The sequence below is a fragment of the Serratia sp. M24T3 genome, from assembly GCF_000257645.1.
Lineage (GTDB): Bacteria > Pseudomonadota > Gammaproteobacteria > Enterobacterales > Enterobacteriaceae > Rouxiella.
This window is the reverse complement of sequence record NZ_AJHJ01000029.1, coordinates 18,032-44,351: the sequence shown is the minus strand read 5'-3', so window position 1 is coordinate 44,351 and position 26,320 is coordinate 18,032. Positions and strand designations below refer to the sequence as shown.

General features: G+C 52.3%; 24 protein-coding genes, 2 pseudogenes and 1 other annotated feature. Of the genes and pseudogenes, 10 read left to right on the top strand and 16 right to left on the bottom strand.

The genetic code is table 11. The features are described 5' to 3' along the window. Position 1 precedes the first annotated feature (1 nt). From SPM24T3_RS18390 to SPM24T3_RS18375, 3 genes and pseudogenes are all read left to right on the top strand, one after another. Positions 2–397, top strand: a complete 396-nt coding sequence (locus tag SPM24T3_RS18390; protein ID WP_009638307.1) for a type II TA system antitoxin MqsA family protein — start codon at positions 2–4, stop codon at positions 395–397. Positions 398–1,013: 616 nt separating this feature from the next. Further along, positions 1,014–1,379 (top strand): DUF5983 family protein, encoded by a 366-nt coding sequence (locus tag SPM24T3_RS18380; protein WP_009638305.1) that lies wholly within the window; start codon positions 1,014–1,016, stop codon positions 1,377–1,379. A 53-nt stretch (positions 1,380–1,432) separates the two neighbouring features. Then, positions 1,433–2,254 (top strand): annotated as a pseudogene (locus SPM24T3_RS18375) (DUF932 domain-containing protein). 142 nt (positions 2,255–2,396) lie between these two features. Here SPM24T3_RS18375 and SPM24T3_RS18370 read toward each other — a convergent pair. Next, complete coding sequence (locus SPM24T3_RS18370; protein WP_009638302.1) at positions 2,397–2,627, bottom strand: hypothetical protein; 231 nt, start codon at positions 2,625–2,627, stop codon at positions 2,397–2,399. 370 nt (positions 2,628–2,997) lie between these two features. On the opposite strand from SPM24T3_RS18370, the gene mobA reads away from it, so the two are divergent. Beyond that, positions 2,998–3,309: a plasmid mobilization protein MobA gene (mobA, locus tag SPM24T3_RS18365; protein WP_009638301.1), complete on the top strand. Its 312-nt coding sequence runs from the start codon at positions 2,998–3,000 to the stop codon at positions 3,307–3,309. Further along, positions 3,309–5,267: a TraI/MobA(P) family conjugative relaxase gene (traI, locus tag SPM24T3_RS18360; RefSeq protein ID WP_009638300.1), complete on the top strand. Its 1,959-nt coding sequence runs from the start codon at positions 3,309–3,311 to the stop codon at positions 5,265–5,267. Before mobA ends, traI begins: the two co-directional genes overlap by 1 nt. A gap of 25 nt (positions 5,268–5,292) precedes the next feature. Here traI and SPM24T3_RS18355 read toward each other — a convergent pair whose 3' ends face one another. Further along, positions 5,293–5,559: a hypothetical protein gene (locus tag SPM24T3_RS18355; protein WP_009638299.1), complete on the bottom strand. Its 267-nt coding sequence runs from the start codon at positions 5,557–5,559 to the stop codon at positions 5,293–5,295. A gap of 263 nt (positions 5,560–5,822) precedes the next feature. Here SPM24T3_RS18355 and SPM24T3_RS18350 point away from each other — a divergent pair, with 263 nt between their 5' ends. After that, positions 5,823–6,452, top strand: a complete 630-nt coding sequence (locus SPM24T3_RS18350; protein WP_009638298.1) for a hypothetical protein — start codon at positions 5,823–5,825, stop codon at positions 6,450–6,452. A 311-nt stretch (positions 6,453–6,763) separates the two neighbouring features. Here SPM24T3_RS18350 and SPM24T3_RS18345 read toward each other — a convergent pair whose 3' ends face one another. After that, on the bottom strand, positions 6,764–7,813 hold the full coding sequence (locus SPM24T3_RS18345; protein WP_009638297.1) for a S66 peptidase family protein: 1,050 nt from the start codon (positions 7,811–7,813) through the stop codon (positions 6,764–6,766). Between the two features lie 103 nt (positions 7,814–7,916). Next, complete coding sequence (locus SPM24T3_RS18340; protein ID WP_009638296.1) at positions 7,917–8,474, bottom strand: recombinase family protein; 558 nt, start codon at positions 8,472–8,474, stop codon at positions 7,917–7,919. Between the two features lie 162 nt (positions 8,475–8,636). On the opposite strand from SPM24T3_RS18340, the gene SPM24T3_RS18335 reads away from it, so the two are divergent. Beyond that, positions 8,637–11,642: a Tn3-like element Tn3 family transposase gene (locus SPM24T3_RS18335; protein ID WP_009638295.1), complete on the top strand. Its 3,006-nt coding sequence runs from the start codon at positions 8,637–8,639 to the stop codon at positions 11,640–11,642. A gap of 34 nt (positions 11,643–11,676) precedes the next feature. Here SPM24T3_RS18335 and SPM24T3_RS18330 read toward each other — a convergent pair. Beyond that, a pseudogene (locus SPM24T3_RS18330) lies at positions 11,677–12,952 on the bottom strand (IS4 family transposase); the annotation flags it as partial. Between the two features lie 304 nt (positions 12,953–13,256). Between SPM24T3_RS18330 and SPM24T3_RS18325 the strand changes: the two are divergent. Then, on the top strand, positions 13,257–13,643 hold the full coding sequence (locus tag SPM24T3_RS18325; RefSeq protein ID WP_037379107.1) for a RidA family protein: 387 nt from the start codon (positions 13,257–13,259) through the stop codon (positions 13,641–13,643). A gap of 87 nt (positions 13,644–13,730) precedes the next feature. On the opposite strand, the gene SPM24T3_RS18320 is transcribed toward SPM24T3_RS18325, so the two are convergent. From SPM24T3_RS18320 to SPM24T3_RS18275, 10 genes are all read right to left on the bottom strand, one after another. After that, complete coding sequence (locus SPM24T3_RS18320) at positions 13,731–14,288, bottom strand: flavin reductase family protein (RefSeq protein ID WP_009638293.1); 558 nt, start codon at positions 14,286–14,288, stop codon at positions 13,731–13,733. A gap of 51 nt (positions 14,289–14,339) precedes the next feature. Next, positions 14,340–15,347, bottom strand: coding sequence for an aldo/keto reductase (locus tag SPM24T3_RS18315; protein WP_009638292.1), 1,008 nt, complete (start codon positions 15,345–15,347; stop codon positions 14,340–14,342). A 66-nt stretch (positions 15,348–15,413) separates the two neighbouring features. Continuing rightward, entirely contained in the window at positions 15,414–15,815 is a 402-nt protein-coding gene (locus SPM24T3_RS18310) for a Rid family hydrolase (RefSeq protein WP_009638291.1), read from the bottom strand. A gap of 42 nt (positions 15,816–15,857) precedes the next feature. Continuing rightward, the gene (locus tag SPM24T3_RS18305; protein ID WP_009638290.1) at positions 15,858–16,799 is read right to left on the bottom strand and encodes an ABC transporter permease; all 942 of its coding nucleotides are present in this window, start codon (positions 16,797–16,799) and stop codon (positions 15,858–15,860) included. Next, positions 16,781–17,878: an ABC transporter permease gene (locus tag SPM24T3_RS18300; protein ID WP_009638289.1), complete on the bottom strand. Its 1,098-nt coding sequence runs from the start codon at positions 17,876–17,878 to the stop codon at positions 16,781–16,783. Before SPM24T3_RS18300 ends, SPM24T3_RS18305 begins: the two co-directional genes overlap by 19 nt. Next, positions 17,871–19,379 (bottom strand): ABC transporter ATP-binding protein, encoded by a 1,509-nt coding sequence (locus tag SPM24T3_RS18295; RefSeq protein ID WP_009638288.1) that lies wholly within the window; start codon positions 19,377–19,379, stop codon positions 17,871–17,873. Before SPM24T3_RS18295 ends, SPM24T3_RS18300 begins: the two co-directional genes overlap by 8 nt. 4 nt (positions 19,380–19,383) lie before the next feature. Continuing rightward, positions 19,384–20,349, bottom strand: a complete 966-nt coding sequence (locus tag SPM24T3_RS18290) for a BMP family protein (protein ID WP_009638287.1) — start codon at positions 20,347–20,349, stop codon at positions 19,384–19,386. A gap of 82 nt (positions 20,350–20,431) precedes the next feature. Next, positions 20,432–21,553: an LLM class flavin-dependent oxidoreductase gene (locus SPM24T3_RS18285; protein WP_009638286.1), complete on the bottom strand. Its 1,122-nt coding sequence runs from the start codon at positions 21,551–21,553 to the stop codon at positions 20,432–20,434. 3 nt (positions 21,554–21,556) lie between these two features. Further along, positions 21,557–22,375 (bottom strand): alpha/beta fold hydrolase, encoded by an 819-nt coding sequence (locus tag SPM24T3_RS18280; protein WP_009638285.1) that lies wholly within the window; start codon positions 22,373–22,375, stop codon positions 21,557–21,559. A gap of 162 nt (positions 22,376–22,537) precedes the next feature. After that, positions 22,538–23,425, bottom strand: coding sequence for a LysR family transcriptional regulator (locus tag SPM24T3_RS18275; RefSeq protein WP_009638284.1), 888 nt, complete (start codon positions 23,423–23,425; stop codon positions 22,538–22,540). Between the two features lie 161 nt (positions 23,426–23,586). On the opposite strand from SPM24T3_RS18275, the gene SPM24T3_RS18270 reads away from it, so the two are divergent. After that, positions 23,587–24,207: an FMN-binding negative transcriptional regulator gene (locus SPM24T3_RS18270; protein ID WP_083836278.1), complete on the top strand. Its 621-nt coding sequence runs from the start codon at positions 23,587–23,589 to the stop codon at positions 24,205–24,207. 280 nt (positions 24,208–24,487) lie between these two features. On the opposite strand, the gene SPM24T3_RS18265 is transcribed toward SPM24T3_RS18270, so the two are convergent. Continuing rightward, a protein-coding gene (locus SPM24T3_RS18265) for an IS3 family transposase (protein WP_192807961.1) occupies positions 24,488–25,707 on the bottom strand; the annotation gives its coding sequence in 2 pieces (ribosomal slippage) (positions 24,488–25,413 and positions 25,413–25,707; 1,221 coding nt in all). Beyond that, positions 25,304–25,420: a sequence feature (AL1L pseudoknot), on the bottom strand. It overlaps the preceding gene by 117 nt. Positions 25,708–25,771: 64 nt before the next feature. Here SPM24T3_RS18265 and SPM24T3_RS18255 point away from each other — a divergent pair. Beyond that, positions 25,772–26,320: an IS5 family transposase gene (locus SPM24T3_RS18255; RefSeq protein ID WP_009638280.1), complete on the top strand. Its 549-nt coding sequence runs from the start codon at positions 25,772–25,774 to the stop codon at positions 26,318–26,320.

Sequence of the window (26,320 nt, the reverse complement as noted above, 5' to 3'; positions counted from 1 at the left end):
CATGAAATGTTCCGTCTGTGGCGGTGCAGAACTGGTGTCTGGTACCCAAAAAATCCCTTATGTCTTCCGTGGCCACAAAACGCATATCGAGGCCGAGGGCGACCATTGCGCTGCCTGCGGCGAGGTCATCATGGACCGTGAGCAGTCCAACGCGTATCAGGCAAGGATTAAGGCGTTCAAAGCCAAAATCATCGCGGTGACCATTGAGCCGGCGTTTATTATGAGCGTGCGGAAAAAACTGGCACTCACCCAGAAAGAGGCCAGCGAAATTTTCGGAGGGGGGGTGAATGCGTTCTCACGCTATGAAAAGGGCATCGCCCAGCCGCATCCCTCCACTATTAAACTGTTGCAAGTGCTGGACCATCACCCCGAATTGTTGAACGAGATCAGAAATTAATACGTTAAAAAGCGCAGAATCTGCGCTTTTTTTATCACTATGATAAGCCGCCCTTCCTGCATGTGGATCAGAATTCCCAGCCTGCGCCCCTATATTCGGCTCACCTCGGCCTACAGGCCGCTCTCAAACGTGAAAATTACTCCCTAAATGCGAGGCGTATTGAGGGGTATGCAACGTCGGAAAGCATTCAGGGAGGTAAAAACCAAAAGACTTAACATCAACGGCCAGTGCGTCGCCCTTTGGGCCGCTCAAGCGTGCTGCGCATCGAGCCGCCCTGCGTCTCGCCCCTGCGGGCGCTATCGCTGACGCCTCCGGGCCAGCGCCCTTCGCGCTTCGCTTGACCTCCGCCCGATGGGCTGCGCGCTGCGCTTGCCCTTTCTGACGCCTTCTCTTTTCCGCCGTTGACCTTGTCGGGCAAATTCCTCCGGGCCTTGAAGGGATACCACGCCTGTGCGCCCTGACAAGGGCCGCCAGTGGCTGAAAGGCTGCACCCGGTCTTTCAGTCATGCTTCCTTCAAGCTGCGGCTTTGCCTTTCCCCTTGTCATTGCGCACGGTCGGCGAGGTTTCCCAGGCCATCGGCGAAACACGCCCTCACAAACTCAAAAGGAAAAGGTCATGGCGTCAGAAGAAATTTTGCAAGAACTGGTCAAGACAGCGGTGCCATTGACCGGATTGATCACCCTCAGCACGGCACACATGACACAGGCCGACAGCGAGCTATTAGCGCACCTTAGTCTGTCCCAGCGTGCGAGCCACAACGAAGCACCGTGGGGAGAAGATGAGTGGGTCATTGATCGGGAATACGGTTTTATTGTGCAACTGACACAGCGCGAAAAACGTCTTGAAACGTTGCTCAAGGCAGGTGTATCGGCCGCGTTATATCACGTGCTGGATACCGTCACAAAAGATACCGGCATTGCGTTCGTCAGTTTTGACCGTGATGAAAGTATTTTGACCACCTTACCTGTTTTCGATTGGTAAGATTTCATCGGCTGAGCTTTCAGCCGTTTCTTAAAAAAAGCTGGAGTTTTATTATGTCTCGATTAGTTTCTGGTTTCCGTTCAGTCAATATGATCCGCAAAGAACGTGCGCTGACCAATGACGAAATTTTCCGTCACGTCCCGAGCATTTTTTCGGACGACAAGCACGATTCGCGCAGCGAACGCTATACGTACATCCCAACCATCACCATTCTGGACAAGCTGCGCGCCGAAGGCTTTCAACCCTTCTTTGCCTGTCAGACCCGCGTGCGCGATCAAGGCCGCGTTGGTCACGCCAAGCATATGCTCAGGCTTCGCCGTCAGGGTGAAATTCTGGGCGCAGAGGTGCCGTAAATCATTCTGCTAAACAGCCACGACGGGTCAAGCAGCTATCAGATGATCCCCGGCGTTTTCAGATTTGTTTGCCATAACGGCATGGTGTGCGGTGATACCTTTGGAGAGATCCGCGTGCCGCACAAAGGCGATATCGTCGGGCAGGTGATTGAGGGGGCATTCGAGGTGTTATACCGCTTCGACGACGTTACCGAATCGCGTGAGGAAATGAAAGCCATTCAGCTCAATCGCGACGAGCAACGCATTTTTGCAGAAACGGCGCTTGAATACCGTTATGAAAATCAGCACAACCCGCTGACGCCGGAGAAGGTGCTACAGAGCCGCCGCCGTGAAGACGAGAGCAACGATATCTGGACGGTCTATCAGCGCCCGCAGGAAAATCTGATTAAGGGGGGCGTCTACGGCATCAATGCAAAAGGGAAGCGTGTCAGAACGCGCGGGATCAACGGCATAGACGGCGACATCAAAACCAACCGCGCGCTGTGGTCACAGGCTAAAAAAATGAAAGAACTTAAATCCTAATTTCGACCTTCAAAGGTGGCCTAATGAGCCACCTTTTTTTTGGGCTATGGTGCACGCGTTACTTTCCGTATGGCATCGAGCCATACAAAAAGTAATGAACGGCCGGCCTGCCTTCTACCTTCGCCGTTCAGTGACTACCTGTTTAACTCGCCTGCGTATCTTGCGACGGTTGCGTGACTGCGTTGCTGTTCGCCGTTGAACGCGAGGGTTTCCGACTACGCGTTGATTTTCCCGCACTCTTTTTCAAAATTTCGGCAATCGCCTTTTCACTGACCTGAATATCTAACCCCTCCAGTGCCTTCTTGATATCGGCGGCGCTGTATCCTTTTTTAGTCGACAGCGTGACGATGTCATCGCTCAATGAGGTCAGCATTTCTTCACGGGTAATTCTGTTCGGGGTTAAGTCGGGGAGGTCCGATAACGACAATTTCGCGTTATCAATCTGGTCCTACGTGAAAAACTTTGTATTCGCCATGGTTTCGTGTGTCCTTCTTGAGAAATTTCCAAAAGTATACCCGCTACAAAATCCCTGTCACCCCTTGCCCTCATTCTCTTCGCCGCCATGACAAACCGAGGTTAGTGCGGTATACTCCAGTTCACAGATACAAAGTACGGGACAGGATATACTTTGTAGCACCGCCTACACGCAGTCGGTCCCACAAAGAGGCCTGGTCAGGGCAGAGCCCCGACACCTCGGAATAGGTAAACCCCTAATCGAATTGGACAAGCAGGCGTCAAAAAAGATGAGCAAAAGCGAAAGCAGAAACCGCACAGCACTTCTTCCCAGCATTCGATGCCTGCCGGAAGAACGCGACGCCATTCGCCAAAAGGCGACCGACGCCGGCCTGAGCCTGGGCGCGTTTATGCTGCGCTGTGCGATGTCTAGAAAGATTGTTCCGCAGACCGACCATAAGCTGATCATGGAGTTGTCGCGACTGGGCGGCTTGCAAAAACACCTGTTCACTCAGGGCAAGGGGATAGGCAGCAAGGAGTATGCCGAGGTGCTGCAGGAACTGAAAAAAGCCATCCTACGTATCGACCAGCGATTCGACTAATGAACATCATCATCCCACCGAAACGTCGTGACGGCCGCTCCAGCTTTGTACAGCTGGTCGGCTACGTTTCGGTGCGTGATGACATTTCCCTGAAAGATGAAATCAAGGAAGACCCGCGTTTCAAACGTCCGGCCCGTGCACGCGGCAAGGTGTTCGAGCGGCTGGTCGAGTACATGAACCGCACCGAAAATCTGGCAGAATCCCAGCTCATTTCCGTTGACGCACGCGGTGAATCCCGCGTGTCGGTGGACGGAGTGATCAGCCAGCACAACTTGCTTTCCTTTGAAAGCGCGGCGTCAGAAATGAGCGGCGTTTCCAAGCAGAACGACCGCATCAAGGACCCGGTTTATCATTTCATTCTGAGCTGGCAGGAAGACGAAAACCCGACTGACGATCAGATTTTCAAGGCGGCGCGGTATGCCCTGCGCTGTATGGGTATGCAGCTTCATCAATACATGGCGTCGATTCACCGCGATACCGACAATGTGCACGTTCATGTTGTTGCTAACCGCGTAAACCCCCTGACGTTTAAAGCCGTTTCCGTTCACGGGGATGCTGATAAGATGCAGCGAATTTGCCGCGAGCTAGAACTTAAATATGATTTCAAGGTTGATAATGGTAGCTGGGTTCGTGATGCCGACAACCAGGTCGTGCGCGCCAAACGCGGCTACAAAAAGGCCCCGCGCGGTGCAGCAACGCTGGAGCATTTCGGCGACCGCGAAAGCCTGTACACCTACGCCGTGACGCACTGTCGCAAGGACATCAATGCGATGTTCCGTGACAAATCGGCGACGTGGGACCGTATACACGCCGTGTTCGACCGTGCCGGCCTCAAGCTGGAACGACGCGGCGAAGGCATGATTGTGCGTGACAGGTTCAACCCTGGCCATACGCCGATTAAGGCCTCGCGCCTGCACACTTCCATGACGCTTTCGCGTATTGTGCCTAAGGTCGGCGACTTCGTGCCGTCGCCGCTTAACGACGCCGACGTGCATGACAAACACGTGCACGCGGCTTACAACGACCAGCTGCACATGCGTGACCAGGGCGCACGTCAAGACCGCCGCATTGCCCGTGCCGAGGCACGTCAACAGTTAAAAGACGATTATCAGGCTTACCGCAAATCGTGGGTCAAACCGGACCTGCGCATGGCCGAGCGGTTCCGTGAGATTGCCGATAGTTTCCGCGTGCAGAAGGTGCGGATTCGGCACGGTGAGGGCGATCCGCACATGCGCAAGCTGATGTATAACGTGGTGGAGTTTGAACGAGAAAAAGCGATGGCGGGGCTGCGTATCCAGCTGAAGGCCGAACGCGAACAGCTGCGCGAAGAAGGGAAGGCCCGGCCGATGTCCTATCGCGTCTGGACCGGGCAGGAAGCGCTGAAAGGAAGCCAGGCGGCGGTGAGCCAGCTGCGCGGCTGGGCGTATCGTGAAGGGCGTAAAAATCGTTATCCAACGCGTACAGAAGACATTATTCACTGTGCCCCTGCTGACGATACGCCGCTGCTTAAAGCCGATGGGTTTACTGTCAGACTTCACCGTGATGGCGCAGCGGTTTACAGCCGACAAGGCAGGGATTCCATTATCGACCGTGGTGATTCCATCGAGGTTTACCAGCCGTATGATGGGCGTGCGGTCAACACGCTGACGGCAGTCAATATGATGCAATGGAAGTCGGGCGAGTTGGGTAAATTCGACGGTAATGGCCTGTTTGTTGCGACCGCCGTTGGCGCCGTCGCTGAACATAATCTCTATCAGGCGCGCCAAATCAGTGTGACTGACACCTATCAACGTGGTGATGTAGAAAAAGAGATTGGCAATATTCAATCGCGCAAGGCGTCAAACGCCTATTACGAAGAGCTTGCCCAGGCGCGTTACGAGCAGCGTCTGCGCGACGAACGTCGCTATCGCGAAGAAGAGGAACACAAACCCACTAATCGTGGGACGTTCAAACCGTAAAGGGGCGGGACTTGATGTCCTCCCGTTACGGCCAGAACGGTTCCATGTACCACGGAGTAATAACCCGCTTGTTTTCTGTACTCAAATATCCGGCCGCGCGTGTTATGTCAAAATTAACGTTGCGGTTGAACCACACAGACAAAAAGAACGTCATCAGGATTTTCTCTCCGCTGCTCAGGGGGAGGTCTTCCGCTGATTTAACTTTCACTGCCTGCTCTTCAAAGTCCCAATACCCTTCAAGCTCTGGAAACTGCTCAACCATTTGTTTGAAAAGTAACTGGTCTATAGTCATGTGAAATTTCCTATAGTTAAGCGCTGGTGCGCATCAGACCGTTAATATTGGATGTGTCGTACTCAGCTCGATAGTTTTTAAGTTATGCCGCTCCTGTTATCGCATTTAGGTTTTCTCTTTGCATCAAAACTTGCCCAACACCACATAGCGCAGGAGTACCCCTATTGCCACAACACCATCTGTTCAATCTGTATATTTTAACGTTGCTTTAATTTGACACTTTACCCTTGTGTGACTATCCTAAGTGTCAAAGAGAGGTAAATATGACTAGCACAATTCAAAAAGAATGCCGCAAACCACTGTCCGCAGAGCAAACGGCCGTGTTTGATCGCTTATCAAATTTGGCAGTTGAGTTAGTGGCTAAATTAGCTGAAAAAAAACAGTTAACCACCGCTCGCAACATGACAGATAACGAACTGGCTAAGCTCTTTTTTGAAACTCAACTTGACCGGTCTTCTGAGATGTCACCGCGTGAAAAACGCAAAATGGATCATCTAAATGAAAGCGCGGTCAAATTTGCAGAACGTTTGAAGAGACTCGGCGGAACATGCCGGGCAAGTAAAGCTGCTGACATCCTCGGAGTAAAAAGACAGACAATTAACAATCGACTGAAAGCCAAAAAATTGCTGGCAGTGCAGGTAGGGGGCGAGAGCAAGTTCCCAATATTCCAGTTTGAAGGAAACCGCATGGTTGATGGGGTTGAAGAAGTTTTATTGTTGTTGGGCGATTTTAGCCCAGTCACTAAAACCTCGTTCTTGACTGCATTATATTTTTTCGATGATGAAGAAAATTTAAATGTCATCGATGCACTGAAAAAATACGGCCCGGCAGGTGAACATATGAAAGAGATCCGCAAACAAGCCGCTCTCATCGGTCATCAGTCATCCCACTAAAAAAGGCCCCTTAGGGCCTTTTATTTACGAGTCGGGGTCTGACGCTCAGTGGAACGAAAACTCACGTTAAGATTCTTTTCTGAAGTAGGGGGATGAGGGCCAACGGAACGAAAACGTACGCTAAGAAGGTAATTTATTTTTTATAAAAAACAAATAAATTATTGTTACTCTAGTTTATGTATTTCCAATACAGGATGAGGTAAGGATAATCATTTGGGAAGGAACTAATGCTGTTAAGGAATCTGATTGATGAGAAAAGGAAAGGCAACAATATGAAGACTTTCCTTTATATGGGCGTATTTGCTCATTGATTATAACTGTTGTATCACTGAACCACAGCCAGCCCTGAATTCGACTTTTGCCATTGCACCATTAACCAATGATATTTGAGGCGGGATATGACCAATGTCTACGTCATAAAGGACAGGAACTGTAAGATCACCTAGTACCGCGCGCAAAGCATCAATGTAGGTATGCTTTGAAGCGTCACTGGTATTTGGTCCTGCACTTCTGCCAATGAGAACACCCTGTAAATCAGTAAACCAGCCCTGTAAGCGCAGGCTAAGTAATGCTCTTGTTAATTCGCAGGGACCCATTTCGACATTTTCGAAATAGAGGATAATCCCTTCATCACAATGATTGGCATGAAAAAGTGGAAGATTTCCAAACTGGGTTCCAGCTAAGCGGGAAATAATATCGAGGCATCCACCCAGCAGGCGCCCCTGAAAACAGGCATCATAACTGGCTATATTTAATGCCTTCCATTCGGTTTGCTGTGTCAGGTTAAATCCGGCGCAGGTATTAGTCCCCCATTGATTTTCTTCGATTTGAAATGCAACGGAGGCATGCTGTTGAACCGCAATCCCCCGATCACTCTCAAGAATGCACCATATAGCCTGGGTCGTTGCATCTAGAGTTTCGGCGCCCAGATCCATCAGGTTTGGACCGTGCAATGTTGCCCACCCAGTAAGCGTAGTCAGAGGAAATTGAAATGTCGTCAGATCAGAGAAACCGACAAACCACTTAGGTTCACACTCACGTAATTGTTCGAAGTCCATCAACTCCAGCAACTCCATACCAAGGTCACCTCCCCAGGGCGGCATAATGGCTTTTATTTCTGGATTAGTCAGAAATGTCATCAACTCAGCTGCCCGGGCGGTTTTGTCTGCACTTTTGTTTTTATGCTGGGACCGTAAGCAATTGCCCTCCAGAACCCGATAGCCTCTTCTCTCGATATTTCTGATGGCCATGTCCAGTCGTGCATGCAAATGTGAAGGGACACCTGAGGATGGTGCTGTTATAGCAATAACGTCACCGGGGATGAGTTTGTTCGGAAAAATAATTTCACTCTTTAAATCCATCGACTAATTACCCTGTTTAAAATTTCATTTTTCTATGACGCAATACCTTAAAGACGATATTGATGTCTGGAAACCACTTATTGTTAATGATATGCAGGTAGCATTAGACGCACTTCTGCTCTTCGAGAATTTTATAGACTGTGGAGCGTGCAATGCTGAGTTGATGAGAAATATTAGTTGCACCAATACCTTTCTGATGAAGTTCCAGAACAGCATGCCTGTCTACAGTGCGCTTGCGGCCGAATTTGATGCCTTTAAGCTTCGCATCCTGCCTGCCTTCATTAGTGCGTTCAAGAATTCTCTGGCGTTCGGCCTGGGCTACAGCTGAAAGAATAGTGATCACCATTTGTCCCATTGATCCGTCGGTGCTAATCCCGTCATCAACGAACCGGACGGCAACGCCTTGAGTATCGAATGCTTTTATCAGATGGATCATATCAGCGGTGTCGCGGCCAAGGCGGTCGAGCTTTTTTACCAGGATGACGTCGCCTTCCTCTACCTTCATTCGCAGCATGTCCAGCCCCTCTCTGTCGGTAGAGACGCCCGATGCTTTGTCGGTAAATATACGATTGGCTTTCACCCCCGCGTCTTTGAGCGCCCTAACCTGAATATCGAGTGACTGCTGGCTGGTTGAGACTCGCGCATAACCAAAAAGCCGCATAAAAATGTACCTTAAATCGATTGTCAGACGTTAAGTGTCCAGTATGTCAAAAAAACGATTTAATAGACAGCTCAGCTAGACCATTTTATGATGTCCGATAATTTTTAATATTTCGGACGGTTGCAGTTTTGTTAAAAAAAACCGTCAGGCAGGGAGGCCGATATGCCCGTTGATTTTTTGACCACTGAGCAGGCTGAGAGTTATGGCAGATTCACCGGCGAACCAGATGAACTTCAGCTGGCGCGTTATTTTCATCTTGATGAAGCGGATAAAGAATTAATCGGGAAAAGCCGGGGTGATCACAATCGGCTTGGTATTGCCCTGCAAATCGGGTGCGTGCGTTTTCTGGGCACTTTTCTTACTGACATGAATCATATTCCTTCCGGCGTCCGGCATTTTACCGCCAGACAGCTCGGGATTCGTGATATCACCGTTCTTGCAGAATACGGTCAGAGGGAAAATACCCGCCGTGAGCATGCAGCACTGATACGTCAGCACTATCAGTATCGTGAATTTGCCTGGCCCTGGACATTTCGCCTTACCCGTCTTTTATATACCCGGAGCTGGATAAGCAACGAACGTCCTGGTCTGCTTTTCGATCTGGCGACAGGGTGGCTTATGCAACATCGTATTATTCTCCCCGGAGCCACCACGCTGACCCGGTTGATTTCAGAGGTAAGGGAAAAGGCGACGTTGCGCCTGTGGAACAAACTGGCACTGATACCGTCAGCCGAACAGCGTTCACAGCTGGAGATGCTGCTGGGGCCAACTGGTTGCAACCGCCTGTCTTTACTGGAATCACTGAAAAAAGGCCCTGTGACCATCAGTAGTCCGGCGTTTAATGAAGCAATTGAACGCTGGAAAACTCTGAACGATTTTGGCCTGCATGCTGACAACCTGAGTACACTCCCGGCTGTGCGCCTGAAAAATCTCGCACGTTATGCTGGTATGACTTCGGTGTTCAATATTGCTAGGATGTCACCGCAGAAAAGGATGGCGGTTCTGGTTGCCTTTGTCCTTGCATGGGAAACGCTGGCGCTGGATGATGCACTGGACGTTCTGGACGCCATGCTGGCCGTTATCATCCGTGACGCCAGAAAGATTGGGCAGAAAAAACGGCTCCGCTCACTGAAGGATCTGGATAAATCTGCATTGGCGCTCGCCAGCGCATGTTCGTACCTGCTGAAAGAAGAAACACCGGACGAATCGATTCGTGCTGAGGTGTTCAGCTACATCCCCAGGCAAAAGCTGGCTGAAATCATCACGCTTGTCCGTGAAATTGCCCGGCCCTCAGACGATAATTTTCATGACGAAATGGTGGAGCAGTACGGGCGCGTTCGTCGTTTCCTGCCCCATCTGCTGAATACCGTTAAATTTTCATCCGCACCTGCCGGGATTACCACTCTGAATGCCTGTGACTACCTCAGCCGGGAGTTCAGCTCACGACGGCAGTTTTTTGACGACGCACCAACGGAAATCATCAACCGGTCATGGAAACGGCTGGTGATTAACAAGGAAAAACATATCACCCGCAGGGGATACACGCTCTGCTTTCTCAGTAAACTGCAGGATAGTCTGAGACGGAGGGATGTCTACGTTACCGGCAGTAACCGGTGGGGAGATCCCCGTGCAAGATTACTACAGGGTGCTGACTGGCAGGCAAACCGGATTAAGGTTTATCGTTCTCTGGGGCACCCGACAGACCCGCAGGAAGCAATAAAATCTCTGGGTCATCAGCTTGATAGTCGTTACAGACAGGTTGCTGCACGTCTTGGCGAAAATGAGGCTGTCGAACTCGATGTTTCTGGCCCGAAGGCCCGGTTGACAATTTCTCCCCTCGCCAGTCTTGATGAGCCGGACAGTCTGAAACGATTGAGCAAAATGGTCAGTGATCTGCTCCCTCCGGTGGATTTAACGGAGTTGCTGCTCGAAATTAACGCCCATACCCGATTTGCTGATGAGTTTTTCCACGCCAGTGAAGCCAGTGCCAGAGTTGATGATCTGCCCGTCAGCATCAGCGCCGTGCTGATGGCTGAAGCCTGCAATATCGGTCTGGAACCACTGATCAGATCAAATGTTCCTGCACTGACCCGACATCGGCTGAACTGGACAAAAGCGAACTATCTGCGGGCTGAAACTATCACCAGCGCTAATGCCAGACTGGTTGATTTTCAGGCAACGCTACCGCTGGCACAGATATGGGGTGGAGGAGAAGTGGCATCTGCAGATGGAATGCGCTTTGTTACGCCAGTCAGAACAATCAATGCCGGACCGAACCGCAAATACTTTGGTAATAACAGAGGGATCACCTGGTACAACTTTGTGTCCGATCAGTATTCCGGCTTTCATGGCATCGTTATACCGGGGACGCTGAGGGACTCTATCTTTGTGCTGGAAGGCCTTCTGGAACAGGAGACCGGGCTGAATCCAACCGAAATTATGACCGATACAGCAGGTGCCAGCGATCTTGTCTTTGGCCTTTTCTGGCTGCTGGGATACCAGTTTTCTCCGCGCTTGGCTGATGCCGGTGCTTCGGTTTTCTGGCGAATGGACCATGATGCCGACTATGGCGTGCTGAATGATATTGCCAGAGGGCAATCAGATCCCCGAAAAATAGTCCTTCAGTGGGCCGAAATGATCCGGACCGCAGGCTCCCTGAAGCTGGGCAAAGTACAGGCTTCAGTGCTGGTCCGTTCATTGCTGAAAAGTGAACGGCCCTCCGGACTGACTCAGGCAATCATTGAAGTGGGGCGCATCAACAAAACGCTATATCTGCTTAATTATAATGATGATGAAGATTATCGCCGGCGCATTCTGACCCAGCTTAATCGGGGAGAAAGCCGCCATGCAGTTGCCAGAGCCATCTGTCACGGTCAAAAAGGTGAGATAAGAAAACGATATACCGACGGTCAGGAAGATCAGTTGGGAGCACTGGGGCTGGTCACTAACGCCGTCGTATTATGGAACACTATTTATATGCAGGCAGCCCTGGATCATCTTCGGGCGCAGGGTGAAATACTGAATGATGAAGATATCGCACGCCTATCCCCGCTTTGCCACGGACATATCAATATGCTCGGCCATTATTCCTTCACGCTGGCAGAACTGGTGACCAAAGGACATCTGAGACCATTAAAAGAGGCGTCAGAGGTAGAAAACGTTGCTTAACGTGAGTTTTTGTTCCACTGAGCGTCAGACCCCGATACTGGGTTTTTGATATGCGAACGGTCCTTTCTTTGGGCCGTTTTCTTTTTTCCGGCAGGATGAACTGCTTCACATCTTCACGCATTTTTCGCAGCTTTGTTGGGATCGTTCCCGGCTTTCCAAGTGAACACCAGATTAACTCATCTCTTATCAGTCGCATGGCCATCACGAAGATTATCCGTAACGGTGAGACTTTCGCTTCTTTGGCTATCTGGCTCATTTCCAGCCTTATCAGGTTATACGCGGTCAGCAGACCCCACACTTCCTGGTAAATCCCGGTTACCTTCTGGCTTCGCAGTAAAGTCGCCGTATTCAACTGGAACTGTTTTAGTTCACCGTAGCCGTTTTCTATACCACAGCGCTCCTGATAGACATATCGCAACGACGCCGCAGGATAACGCTCCACCTCCGTCAGCGACGTGATAAATCCTTTGTAATCACTGCCCTCGTCACATTCTATCAGCCTTGCCTGCCAGACCTCCGGCAGCCCGTTATCCTGTTTACGGGCATGGGATGACACCTGCATTTCCACCAGATGATCGCCTTCGCTGAACGTTTTAACTATTCGATATTTTGTATTCCCTTTCACAGGCACTAACCAGTGTGCTTCAGGCTGCTCCCGCTGCCAGTTAATCAGTAATTCTGCTGATAAATAACAACGGTCAAACAGTGCCAGGCTGCAGGGTTGCGGGGATAGCCGCTTCGCATAACTGACTTCTCCCCTATTGGCCGGGCCGAACTTAACATCGTGGATTAACCTGCTGCGCAATGACATCAACGCGCACAGCCGGACCATCGGTTATTCGGTATGCCTGTCCGGGCGATGCTTTATATATTCAAAATGCTCAGCCACCTCCAGTGTGTCGGGCGTGCGAAAAAGTGTGCCATCCACGGCAAACAACCGTAGTCCGCACCACAGATCATCTTTGTCTTCCTGCTGCGTCCAGTGATGTGCAGTCAAGTTAAATAATGCCTCAAGCGGTGCATCACTGAGCCGCTGGCGGGCCTGAGCAATGGAGCTGGCTGCCAGCGTGTCGCCCAGAACCAGATCGAGTTTTGTCACGACATCCGTGATGGGCCGATCACGGTAAAGTCCCATACCGATAATTAACCAGACGACGAGTTCAGCAGGAAATTTAAGCTTTCTTATTACTGGCTTTATCTGTGGAGTGAAGGACTTGAGAGATCCACTCCAGAGGGATAGCACGCTGAAAAGAGGAAAGAGAGTCGGGTTCAGCCCAAGTTTGAGTCTCGTCAAGCCAGGTAGAAAGCATAGAAAAAACCCCATCAGAAAATGATGAGGCTTATTGTGATACACCTGCCGGATCGTTCAACTGATCATTTTGCTTAACCGATCGGTGTTAGCCATTTGGCGGCCTTTTCTCGTTCAGGTTCCCCCATTCTGCCAGCCCCTTATCGGCACGGATGGCGGTAGCGGGCAAGGTAGCGTCGGCAGAAAAAGAGGCTCAACGTTTTGCAGGCGTTGCCATACCAGCAACGCCGCGTAGACGAAATGTGTCTGCGGGAACCGTTTTCAACCTGCTAATATTTGTGCTCTTTCCTGCATTGAGGATCGCTATGACTGTCATGAATCCTGAAGGGTTGAAAACCAGAAGTTACTACAACCACATTAAAATACGGCCCGGCACACCGGTCTTTCCTACCGGGCAGGTAGCCTGGGATCAGGACGGGCATGTCGTTGGGATTGGCGATATGCAGCAACAGGTTGAGCAGGTTTATGCCAACATCGACAGGTTGCTGGCGGGGTTGGGTGTCAGTCGGGATACAATTGTCAGAACAACGACCTATGTGACCGATCTGGCTTTGGTGCCAGAAATTCATCCGGTGCGTGAGCGCTTCTTTGCCGGACTGGAATTACCCGCCAGCACGTTGTTTCAGGTGTCTGCACTTGCTGAACCCGAACTGATGCTGGAAATTGATCTGATTATTATGCTGCCATTCTGAATAACATCCGCTGAAAACTCCCCCGCCTTAGCGAATAACGTTCTAAACAGGTGACCGCATCTTCTTACGGTCACCCAGCCAGAACAATCAAACTTCAGTGACTACCAACTCGTTAAGGTGGTGGAATCGGCGATCCATATACAGCAGCGGCGCGGCATCGGCACGAGGATGGATAACGCGGGTCACTTCGCCGAGGAAAATACCGTGGGTGTGCCAGTCGACAATCTTCGCCAGCCGGCATTCAAACGACACCAGGGCTTCGGCACAGATTGGGTAACCCTGGTCTGAAACGGTCCAGTCGCCAGTCTGAAAGCGCTCCGCCCGACGGCTGGAGTTGCTGAAAACATTCACCAGTGAAACGGCCTCTTTAGACAGCACATTCACGCAGAAGTTGCCTGTCTCCTGAATCATCCCGAACATCGAGGCATGACGGTTTACGCACACCAGTAACGTTGGCGGCTCGGCACTGACCGAGGTGACGGCGGTGGCAATCATACCATTGTGCTCATTGTTGTGACGGGTGGTGATCAGGCATACACCTGCTGGCAGCAGGCGCATCCCGCCACGATAAGCATCGGCTACATGGCTTGTGGCATCAGCAACTGAGGGGATCTTGCTGCCAGTGGCACTTCTGGAATCTGTCATGGACGAACCTTTAAAGTGGTGACGGTTACTTGTCATAAAATGTTCTACGGATCACCAACGAGTGACACGACCTTCAATGGGATGATGGGTATCAACCGGACCGAGACTGGAGCCTTTACCTGGCGAGACGAGCTGATCACAAAAGGCTTCATCCTCAACTGTCCAGTCGCAAGCCAGCGCGGCAAGACCATCCTGCCATTGTTCAAATGTTCTCGGGCCCAACAGCGTGCTGGTCACCAGGCTGTTACGCATTACCCACATCTGGGCAAGATGAGCCGGTTTACGTCCGGTCTGTCCGGCATACGCCGCCAGGTCGCTCGCGACCTGAAGGGACTCCGGTCTCCATTCGGCTTGCAGCATCCGTGGATCGCCTCGTCCGGCGCGGCTGCCAGCATCGGGTGCCTGGTCCTGTCGATACTTACCAGTGAGAATGCCGCGTGCCAGCGGACTATAACAGACGGTGCCAGTGCCGAAGTAAGCCGCAGAAGGCAGGATTTCAACTTCCGCTTCGCGATTCGCCAGGTTGTAAAGGGGTTGCGTTGCAACCGGCCCGGCGATGCCTGCTTCACGCGCCAGACGAACCGTTTCGGCCAAGCGCCAGGCTTTGAAATTGGACACGGCGAAATAGCCAATTTTTCCTTCACGGATTAAATCGGCGAAGGCCAGCACCATTTCATCCAGCGGAGCATTGAAATCCGCTTTGTGCATATACAGGATATCGATGTAATCCGTACCCAGCCGGGTGAGTGAAGCGTGGGCGGCTTCCCGGATCCATTTGCGCGACATGCCGCTCTGGTTAGGGCCTTCTCCCATTGGATTACCGGCTTTTGTCGCCAGTACCCAGCGGTCGCGTTCTGCGGCAATTGCCCGGCCAACCACGCGCTCTGACTCGCCTTTGTTGTACACGTCGGCGGTATCAATAAAATTGACTCCGTGGTCACGTGCTGCAGCGATAATCTGACGCGAAGTGGTCTCGTCGGTAACACCACCGAACATCATGGTGCCAAGACAAATCTCTGACACTTTTAGCCCACTTCGACCCATATAACGGTATTGCATCTGGCACGTCCTTTGAGTTGCTGTTGCGGAGCAGGAAGATACCCGCTCCGCTAACGGCCCATGCCGTCAGGCTGGGATGATGGCTGTAGTGGCGATCTCAACGAGAAACTCAGGCCTGACCATTTCCAGCTTCACACAAAAACGGGCAGGCAAAATGGTCGGGAAGTAGGTCACGTAAAGCTCGTTGAATTTATGGTAGTCACCCAGATTGCGCAGGAAGATCTGATTCATCACCACATGATCCATGCTGCTACCAGCAGACTCTAACACCACTTTGATGCTTTCCAGTACCCGGCGAGTCTGAACTTCAATATCGCCTTCGCCCACAATGCTGCCATCGATGGGATTGGTAGAAAGCATACCCGCGACGGAAACATGGTTACCTGACTTCACCCCCCAGTTAAGGTGATTGAGGCCGGTAGCGGTTTTGCCTATGATCCAACCTTCTGGGTTGATTGCCTGATTCATCTCTGACTCCTGTTGGGGCTTCCGCCCACGGTGATTAATTGATTAACGCCCTGAGCCCCGGAGGAAAGGACGGCCTAAATCTCCTGGTGCTGCGCCCGCACGGCCCATCATGATCCAGGCAATAAGCGCGACGACAAACGGCATCGCCATTAACAACGAAGGCGCAATATCAATGCCCAGATACTGTCCCTGGAACTGCAAGGCTTCGAGCAAGCCGAGAACCACCGCTACGATGAGCACCCGCAACGGCTTCCAGCGCGCAAAGATAGTGATGGCGATGGCCAGATAGCCGCGACCAGCGGTCATATCGTCGACGAAGATCCCGCCCGAGGCGATGATGCACAAATAGGCTCCGCCCAGTCCCGCCATCAGACCGGTGAATAGCGTTGCACTGAAGCGAAGGCGTAAGACTGAATGTCCAGCGGCATCAGTTGATAAAGCATTCTCGCCAACCGCACGCAGCAGCAGTCCAGGGCGGGTGAAGCGGAACAGTACCCACAGCGCGATGGCGACCAGCACAGCCAGATAGAACACTGGGCTTTGCGAGAAAAGGGCGCGGCCAACTACCGGAAGATCCGACAGCCAGGGCACTTTTAACATCGAGACAGAACGCATAGAACCGCTTGCAGGCGCACCGGTCAGCCAGATTTGTCGAATCAGCGATGTAGCGCCGATTGAGAACAAATTGAAGCCAATGCCCATCACGATCTGGTTCGCACGGGCAAGAACGGTTCCCAAGGCAAGGACTGCCGCAGCAAGCAAACCCCCCGCCATACCAGCGAACAGTGCCAGCACTGGGGAACCGGTTGCCGCCAGCCCCAGAGCAGACGCCGAAGCACCAAACAGCATCAGGCCTTCAAGGCCGATGGTGAACACACCTGCCCGTTCTGAAACGGTTTCGCCCAGCGCGGCCAGCATCACCGGCACGCAGAGCCTCAGCCCACCGGCAAAAAACAGAGCCAGAGTTACAGCGTCGAATTCCATACCGGCCTCCCTTTAACCAACATTACGCCACTGATCATCGCCAGGAAAATAATCGGCATTCCGCCAAGCACATCGGCTAATGCCGCAGGAATCGAAAAAGTACTTTGTAAGGCCAGAGCCGCACTGTTAATCGCGCCAAAATAGAGCGAAACAATGATTGCGCCGAAGGGTTCAAGACCAGCCAGGAAAGAGACCGCCAACCCTTCAAAACCCAGCCCGGAAGAGAAGCCATCAATCAGCCGGTATTGCACGCCAAGGACTTCAAAGGCACCAGCGAGCCCGCTGATAGCGCCTGAGATCGCCATGCTGGAAATCACGTTTTTTTCGGCGGACTGGCCCTGGAATTGGACAAAGCGCGGACTCTGACCACTGGCACGAAGTTTTAGTCCGAAAGCGGTGTGTTTCAGCAATACCCAGACGGCGAGCGCAATCAGCAACGCGAGGAATACGCCAGAGTGCAGACGGGTTCCTGCAATCACCTGTTCGAAAACGCCATCAGCGGGTAACTGAGCAGACATATTAAAGTTGGAGTTAGCCGGGCGCATCGGCCCTTGCACCAGGTATTTGAGGGTATAAATGGCAATGAAATTCATCATCAGCGTCACGATGATTTCATCGATGCCACGCCAGACTTTCAGCACGGCGGGAATCAACCCCCAAATCGCACCGCAAAGCGCGCCACTGAGGATGGCAAGCGGCAGCAGGGCAGGGCCAATATCGCCAAAGGCGAGGAAAGGCAACATCGCCCCAATCGCGCCCATTTGCAGCTGACCTTCGCCACCCAGATTGAACATGCCGCCGCGAATGGCGACCAGTGCACCAAGCGCTACCAGCAGGCGCGGCGTCATAAAGACCAGGGTATCTGAGAGCGCACGGATATTGCCAAACGCGCCTTCCCAGGCCACGCTCACGGCGGAATGCAGCGGCACGCCCATCGCTGAGATCAGCCCAAGCCCAAGGATTGCCGATCCGATAAAGGCGCTGAGAGTCACCCACAAGGAACTGGCCGCACTCAGTCTGGAGACGAAGCGACGAAGTGACGCGCTGGATTCGGTCAATGGATTTACAGATTCAGACATGTTCTACCCCTGCTGCTTGCGACTGCTCGCCCTGACCAAGGGTCATCAGCGTGCCGATACGCTCAATGGTTATCTCGTTCCCTACCACTTCCCCGGTAAACCGGCCGCTGTTCATCACCACGATGCGATCGGAGACGCGAAGTAATTCTTCAATATTGGAGGAGATAATCACCACGGTGGTGCCTGCATCTGCCGCTTCAGCCAGGCGGGTTAATACCGCTTCTGCTGCGGCCATATCCAGCCCTCTGGTTGGTTGATACACCACGATGATCGCAGCCGATTCTGCCATGGCTCGCGCCACTACAATCTTCTGTTGATTGCCCCCGGAAAGGGATCGGGCAGAACTGGCGTGCGAATGGGTACGAATATCTGATTGGGCGATCATCTCGCTGGCACTGTGGGCTATGGCCGCATGGTTGAGCAGACCCAGACGGCGGTATTTGCCCTGCATAATTTTCGGATAGAGCAAATTATGGGAAACCGGTAAATCCAGCGATAAACCTTCGTGATGGCGATCTTGCGGAACCAGCGCAACCGTCACATCCTCTCCGCTACGGGTGATATCGCCACTTTCCGGCAATCGCTGCCCCGCCAGCAGTTCAAATAGTTCGGTTTGCCCATTGCCTTCCACACCGGCTACGCCAATCACTTCCTGCTCGCGCAGCGTCAGGCTGATATTGCTTAGTCCTGGTGAACCACTGGCAGGGCGCAGGTTAACGGCATTTACGCGCATCCGCTCATTTCCGGCCTGGCGTTGTGTGCCAAGCCGCGTTCCGCTGGCAACCGCACGACCGACAATCTTCTCGACCAGCTCATCAGCACGACAGTCTTTGGTCATGCCAGTGCCATTGGTTTTGCCTCGTCTGAGAACGGTGTAACGGTCGGCGTTGGCGAGCACTTCGTTCACATTGTGAGTCACTACAGCTACCGCCGTGCCTTTTTCACAGATACGCCGAACCGTGTCGTAAAGCGCGACAATTTCGGCAGGGGAAAGAATAGTGGAGGGTTCATCCAGCAACAGCACGCGGGTGTCATTCACCAGCGCTTTCAGGATCTCTACGCGCTGCTGCAAAGCCAGCGGCAGATGCCCAACAATGGCGTGCGGATCAAGATCAACGCCGTACGCTTGCATATAGGCGCGAATATCACTGTCCCGCCGCAGCGTTTTCCGGCGTTCTCCCCTGGCGACTAAAGCCAGGTTCTCTGCCACGGTGAACGAGCTAACCAGCTTGAAATGCTGATGAACCATGCCGATACCATTGGCTATCGCATCGGCTGGCTGGCGATGAATAACCTGGCGTCCTTCCATCAGTACGCCGCCTTCACTCGGTTCATGCACGCCGTACAGAATATTCATCAATGTCGACTTGCCCGCCCCGTTCTCGCCCAGCAGTGCGTGGATCTCGCCTGGGTAAAAAGACACACACACTTTTTCAAGCGCGACAAAACCGTTTGGGTAGCGCTTCGAGACGTGATCGAGTTCGATAACGGGGCTTGACATACTGCTATTCCTCAATCTTAATCTTGCCGGCCTTCAGGTCATCAATGACCTTGAACACTTTTGACTGAACGTCTTTACCAACATGGGCAAACGGCGTTTTCAACGACCAGCCATTAGTGGCTAAATTCTCGGTGATAATGCGGTTGCCAAGCTGGTGGTCAGCAAAGTGTTTGCCGATATCGGCATAAGATTTATCAAAGTTCATCACCGTTGAGGTCATGATCGCGTTCGGGAAAGACTTTGATTGATCGGTATAAGAGCCGATAGTCAGCACGCCTTCGTCATCGGCGGCCTGCTGAATTCCCGCATCGGCGGTATCAGCGGCTGGAATAATAAAGTCTGCTCCACGGGCGATGGTGCCGGTCGCGATCTCTTTCGCGCGGGCTACGTCAGTGAATGAACCGACATAGGCCGAGTCGACCTGTATTTTAGGATTAACGTAAGCCGCCCCTTTCTTGATGAACTGCACGGTGCGTTCAGCCGACGGAATAGGTTCACCGCTGATCACGGCGATATGTCCGGTCTTACTGGCAGAAGCGGCCAACACGCCGAGGACAAAGCCATACTCATCCCAGTCGATCGACCAGGCGGAGTAGTTCGGCAGGTTCGCCGTGGTGCTTTCGTACGAATAGAGCACGAACTGAGTTCCAGGGAAGGAAGGTGCAACTTCCTTGATCGCCGCTGAATAGCCTGATGAGTGGGCGATGACCAGCTTAACGCCGTCAGAAGCTAACTGGCGCAGCACCGCTGGTGCGGATTCATAGGTGGTGTTTTCGAGATAGCTTGGGGCGAAACCTTCTTTGGTCGCCATGGATTTGAACGCCGAATAGCCTGCCATATCCCAGGAACCCTGACTGACGGTTTGGGTAAACAACGCGGCAACGCGCGGTTTGCTGTCATCTGCGTGAGCAATTGAGCCGTAACTTATTGCTGTGGATACCGCAAAAGCCAACATCATTTTCATTTTCATAGCTCAACTCCTGGCGAGCCGCGTAGCGGCAAAGATGATTCATAAGAGGCTGAGGCATGCCCAGCCTGAAGGTGACGACCGATCAACTCTTTACAGATTTTTGCCAGGCACGGGCGTTGGTGTTGATGCCATTTAACTCAAGCACCTCCAGAACCTCTGTGCCTACCGTGCGCAGGTCATCGATGAAGTCCGGCACAATCACCGTTACGCCATCCAGCTTTGCGCCTTTAATCATTGCCGCCAGCTTATTGCCAATCGTCTCTGGAGAACCGACCAGCGCAGCACGAGTCATCGAGTTACGTTGCTCGCCCTGCGAAACGAAACGCTGCGCCATGGTGTTTTGTTTAAAACTTTTGTCGCCGGAATATTCACGGGTCTGGTTATCCAGCGCGAGGGTATCGACGCCAGCGTCATAGAAGGCCACACGCTCCTGCGCTTCAGCATCCGTAGCACCGGGAACGAGGGTAAACAGTCCGTAGGTTTTGAAGTCTGGCTTGCCTTGCTGGGCTGCCAGCTCTTTGGCGCGCAGGCCGGTCTTGATGAAATCGTCGTGGTCTGAACCAAGCATGAAACTGGCGGTGCAATGTTTGATGGTGAACAGGAAGCCACGGTCGGAAGCACCGGCACAGATGATTGGCGGAGGCGAAACTGGTTTGGGGTTCGACATACAATCGGTTAGTTGATAGTGCTTACCCTGATGATCAACACGATCTTCAGTCCACAGTCGTTTGAGCACGTCCAGCCATTCCGCTGCCAGTTCGTAGCGTTCGGCATGATCCAGATCCATCCAAAGTCCCATCTGGCCTTGATCGGTGGGGTTAGATCCCGAAACGATATTCAGCGCAAAGCGACCTTGAGAGATTTGATCCAGCACGGCGGTCATTTTGGCGACCACTGCCGGATGGAAAACCATGGTATGAACCGTTCCCCAAACGCCAATCCGGCTGGTGGCTTGCGCAAGTCCAGCCATGGTCGTCAGACTTTCCAGCGTGACATCCCAGTGTTTGGAAGGGCCGCCGTAGCCACGCCATTTCGCCATCGACAAAGCAAAATCGAAGCCTAACTGCTCCGCCAGCACGGTGACGTCTCTGTTGTAATCATAAGTCGCAGGCAGTTGAGGGCTGTTGGTCGAGGTGATCCAGCCTCCGTTGCCTATCGGAAGAAATACGCCAAACTCAACATTACGCGGTTCGTGGCTGCTCATGAGCTACTCCGTTGTGTCATTCGCTGAGGTGTGGATGCCGGCCACAAACTCAAGCGTAATCTGGTTAAACAAACAGGTTTCAGTTTCAGAAAGACTGTGTCCACCTTGCGGTACGACTTTCAGCTCCGCCCCTGCGATCGCAGCGGCAAGCCGTCGCGACTGGTAAGGCGGGGTCAACACGTCATCCTGAGCACAGAGAACGAGAGTAGGAGTCTTGATCAGCGGCAAATACGCGGTGGCATCATGCGCCATAATTGCGTCAATGCGGCTGAGCACGACTTCTCGTTGCGGGAATTTGGCGGCTGAGGCCAGCAAGGCGGGTGACAACACTTCCGCATTCGCGCTCAGGTGTTCTGGTGGATAGAGGAACAGCGCGCTGCCGTGAACATACTCTTCCACCGTGCTGCCCACTAACAGCGCCCGGCGCATACGGAAACACCAGTTGAAATGCATATCCGATTTCGCCCAGCTGGCGTACATCACCATGCCTGCCAGCAACTCAGAGTGACGCGCTGCGAGGATCTGGCCGATTGCTCCGCCAGTGGAATGACCAATCAGGATCGGCCATTCCAGTTTTAGTTCCGCAATCAGACAACACAGGTCATCGACCAGCGTGTCGATGCTGTAAGGCCCGGCGGGATGTTCGGTGGTGCCAGAACCGCGCTGATCGTAGGTCAACACGGTGTAGTCTTTAGCGAAAGTCTCAATCTGAGGCTTCCAGTAGGCAGCCGTTCCGCCCAATCCTGAGACAAAGACAATTGCTGGACCCGTTCCCTGAATTTCGTAATGGGTCAGTATCCCGTTAGTCATGATGCTCGGCATCGTTCACCCCTCGTTAGCGTCTTGCCTGACCACGTCAGGTGGTTGAAGTCATCGATGGCTAAATAAATATCATGCTCTTTCAGCAGTGATGTAATACCGAATGCAGCACACCGCGTTGACTGTTTTAGAACGCCCGCCGGTATGAGTGACAGGGGAAGGGGATTAACCGATCTCTTTACAGATATGCTTCAGGAACTGATGGGCGGCAAAGGAGAGGGAGCGATCGCGATGCACACAAATTTCGATGGTGGCGGCTTGCATAGCGTCGTTTTCTATCGGAATGGCGCGTAAAAGATTTTGCTGGATCTCTTTAGTCGCTATTTGTTCCGGGCCGATTGTTAACGTCCTTCCTCCGATCGCCATCGCTTTTGTCAGCTCAAGATTATTAGTGTTAACAATGGATTGAGGGTTCAGAAGCAGGTTGCGGATGTTTTTATCAAAGGTCTGTCGCAGGCCGAAACTGGAGACGGGTAGCGCAATCGGCCAGGCACAGATATCTTCCAGCGTCAGGGAATCATGATCGGCAAGAGGGTGTTTCGGTGAAACAAGGCACTGAATTGGTGCAGCGCAGCGTTTAATTACCTCGATTCCAGGGCGTTCACCCATATTAAAAACGATGCCGATATCAATCTCATCCCGCATTATCGCTTCAATCGTCCGGTCGGAAGATTCGCTATAAATTGAGAACTGAATAGCTGGGTAATTTTCATTAAATTCAGTCACTATGCGCGGTAAAATAGCCTGTACCACCGCTTCAATTACCCCTATTTTCACTTCACCCTCGCGCAGGCCTTTTAAATTTTTAATCGATTCATGAATGCGGTCTAAATCTCGCACCATTTTTCGGGTAAAGCGTTCCAGCATCATCCCAGCGGGGGTAAGCCGAATGCCGGTATTGGTGCGTTCTAGCAGCATAACGCCCAGATGGTGTTCGAGTAATGCGATCTGGCGACTGATGGCCGAAGGGGCGACGTGTAGGCGATCTGCGGCTCGACGGATCGATCCGCTTGTGACTACCTCATTGAAATATTTATAAGTATTTAAGTTCATCTTAACTCCTGAACGCAAAACAGTGCCGGAATGACTTTCAGAACTAATGCAACATTGATACCAAAGCATGCTGACGGGTGTTGCCAATCTGGCAGCACGAAGAAACCGGAGCTTTGGCGCAGAATGCGAAAAGGAGCAGGATAAAAAATACACGGAGGAACATGATGTCAGATGTTAACGGTACGGCTATGAGTTCTGAAGAGTGCCGTTTTTTTCTCAGCCAATACTCCTTTGGTTCTCTGATTTCGCATGACCTGCAAATCAGTCATATTCCTTTTATTTTTTCAGGTGATAATCTTATTGAAACTCACTTGGCTTCGGGAAATCCCCAGCTTAAATCTCTGGATGAGCAGACCTGCCTGCTGACAGTGCTGGGCCCCCATGCATTTATTTCAACTGAATATTACCAGGCTAGTCCCGCCGTACCTACTTGGAACTATGCCTCCGTCAGCATCAGAGGTAAAAGCCGTTACCTGACGCCCGGTGAGTTAGAACAGTCACTGGACAGAATGCTTGCGCATTTTCAGCCAGAGCTGCTTCATAATAAACAATCTCTTCCGGATGATTTCCGGCAGAAACTCATTCCCGGAATAACCGGTATAGGCATTGAAATCACTGAAATGAAGGGTAAATTAAAACTGGGACAACATCGTTCTCCGGCCGATCAGCTCAGTGTTTTTAGGAAACTGGAACAAAACGATCATCCGGGTTATGTTCACTTTTCCCAGGAGTGGCTGAGTCGTTTCCGTCCGTCCATTCTTGGTAAAAACGCAACTCCCTGATCATCTTCTGCTGCTTGAGTGCTAAAGGCTGACCCGAGTCAGCCCACCTCATTCTCATCACTCCGTGAACATCTGCCAGTCTGCTTTCATATTCTCGACTTGCTTACACGGGGTCTGAAGCCCAACCGTGCGAAAACGGGCACTGTTGGGGTTCTACGCCGGAACCGCCGAAATTTCCGGCCTGTTATTTTTAGTGAGCTTGGGCACCTGGATTCTCATTATGCTAAACGTTAAGGACTGAACCGTACCGGTTTTGTGGGAGAGTGTTAAGTCCGGGAACTCAGGCTGCCAGATCCTTTTTCCCGATGGAAGCGTAATATGCTTTTTCTGCTTCAGCAGGTGGGATGTGGCCGAGCCGCTCAAGCAGCCGACGATTGTTGTACCAGTCCACCCATGCCAGTGTGGCCAGCTCCACTTCCTGTCGGTTTTTCCAGCTCCGCCGGTGTATCACCTCCGCTTTATACTGCCCGTTAATACTTTCGGCCATGGCATTATCATAAGAGTCACCTGTGCTGCCCGTTGAAGCCAGAAGATCCGCTTCCTGCAGTCGTTGCGTGTACGCCAGCGATACGTACTGCGAGCCTTTATCCGAGTGATGGATAGTGCCGGACGGCCGCCGGGCCCACAGAGCCTGCTCCAGCGCATCCAGTACGAACGTGGTTTCCATGGACGATGACACCCGCCAGCCCACGATAACGCCTGCGAACACGTCGATGATGAACGCCACGTAGGCGAACCCCTGCCAGGTGCTCACGTACGTAAAATCTGCCACCCAAAGCTGATTGGGCCGTTCTGCCACGAACTGGCGGTTTACCCTGTCGCTTGCCGCAACGTCTTTCCGGCTGACCGTAGTCCGCACTTTTCTACCCCGAAGAACTCCGGCCAGACCCATAGCCTTCATCAGTCGCGCGATGGTGCATCTGGCCACGCTGAAGCCCTCACGCTGTAACTGCCTCCAGACTTTACGGATGCCATAGACGCTGTAGTTTTCGTCATACACTCGCTGTATTTCCGGTTTCAACTGGTCGTCACGATGGTCACGCTGACTACGTTTCTCCGGATGCTGGCGGTATTCACGGTGCCGGTAGTACGTCGACGGGGCGATATTCAGCTCATGACATACCGGTCCGACCCCGTGACTACCGCTGAGGGTACCCAGCAGCGGCATTATTTTTTCCACAGACGGTCGTACTCCGCCTTCACAAAATAAGCCGAGGCCTGGCGCAGAATATCGTTGCTGCGCCGCAGCTCACGAACCTCCTGCTCCAGCTCTTTGAGTCGCTGACGCTCATCGCCTGTGAGCCCGCCATCACCTGCACCATTATTGCGTTCATGTCGACGCAGCCAGGCTCTGAGTGTGTCGGGGCTACAGCCAATTTTTGGCGCGATGGAGTTGATGGCGGCATGTTCAGAGTGATATTCACTGCGCTGTTCCAGCAGCATTCGGACAGCCCGCTCACGCAGCTCTGGTGGGTAACGGTTTGCTCGTTTGGATGTCATTTCGGGTCTCCTTTCACTGAGAGTTTAGTCTCCCGAAAACCCGGTACGGTTCAGGCTGTATCCCGTGGCAAAACAAAAGTTCAAAATCACCAACTGGAACGTCTACAACAAAGCCCTCGTCAATCGAGGCTCACTGGCATTCTGGCTTGATGGGTCGGCCATGCAGGCCTGGTATGACGAACCCAAAACCTCTTCACGTGGGCGTCCTCAACGTTATTCTGAGCTGGCCATTTCCACCGTTCTGATGCTCAAACGCATTTTCCGCCTCACGCTGCGCGCCGTGCAGGGGGTTATTGATTCCCTCTTTGCCCTGATGAAAATTTCGCTCCGTTGCCCAGATTATTCCTGCGTCAGCGGGCGGGCTAAGTTCGTCAGCATCCCATTCAAAAACCCCACGCGCGGTGGAATTGCCCACCTTGTTATCGATTACACCGGATTAAAAGTCTTCGGTGAAGGGGAGTGGAAGGTGAAAAAACACGGTCAGGAAAAGCGTCCCGTCTGGCGGAAACTGCACCTGGCCGTTGCCGCCGGTACTCATGAGGTTATCTGCGCGGCACTGTTGCAAAGATCTGGCGATGGTAAACTTATCGCCTCCTTTTTGCTGACGGAGTAG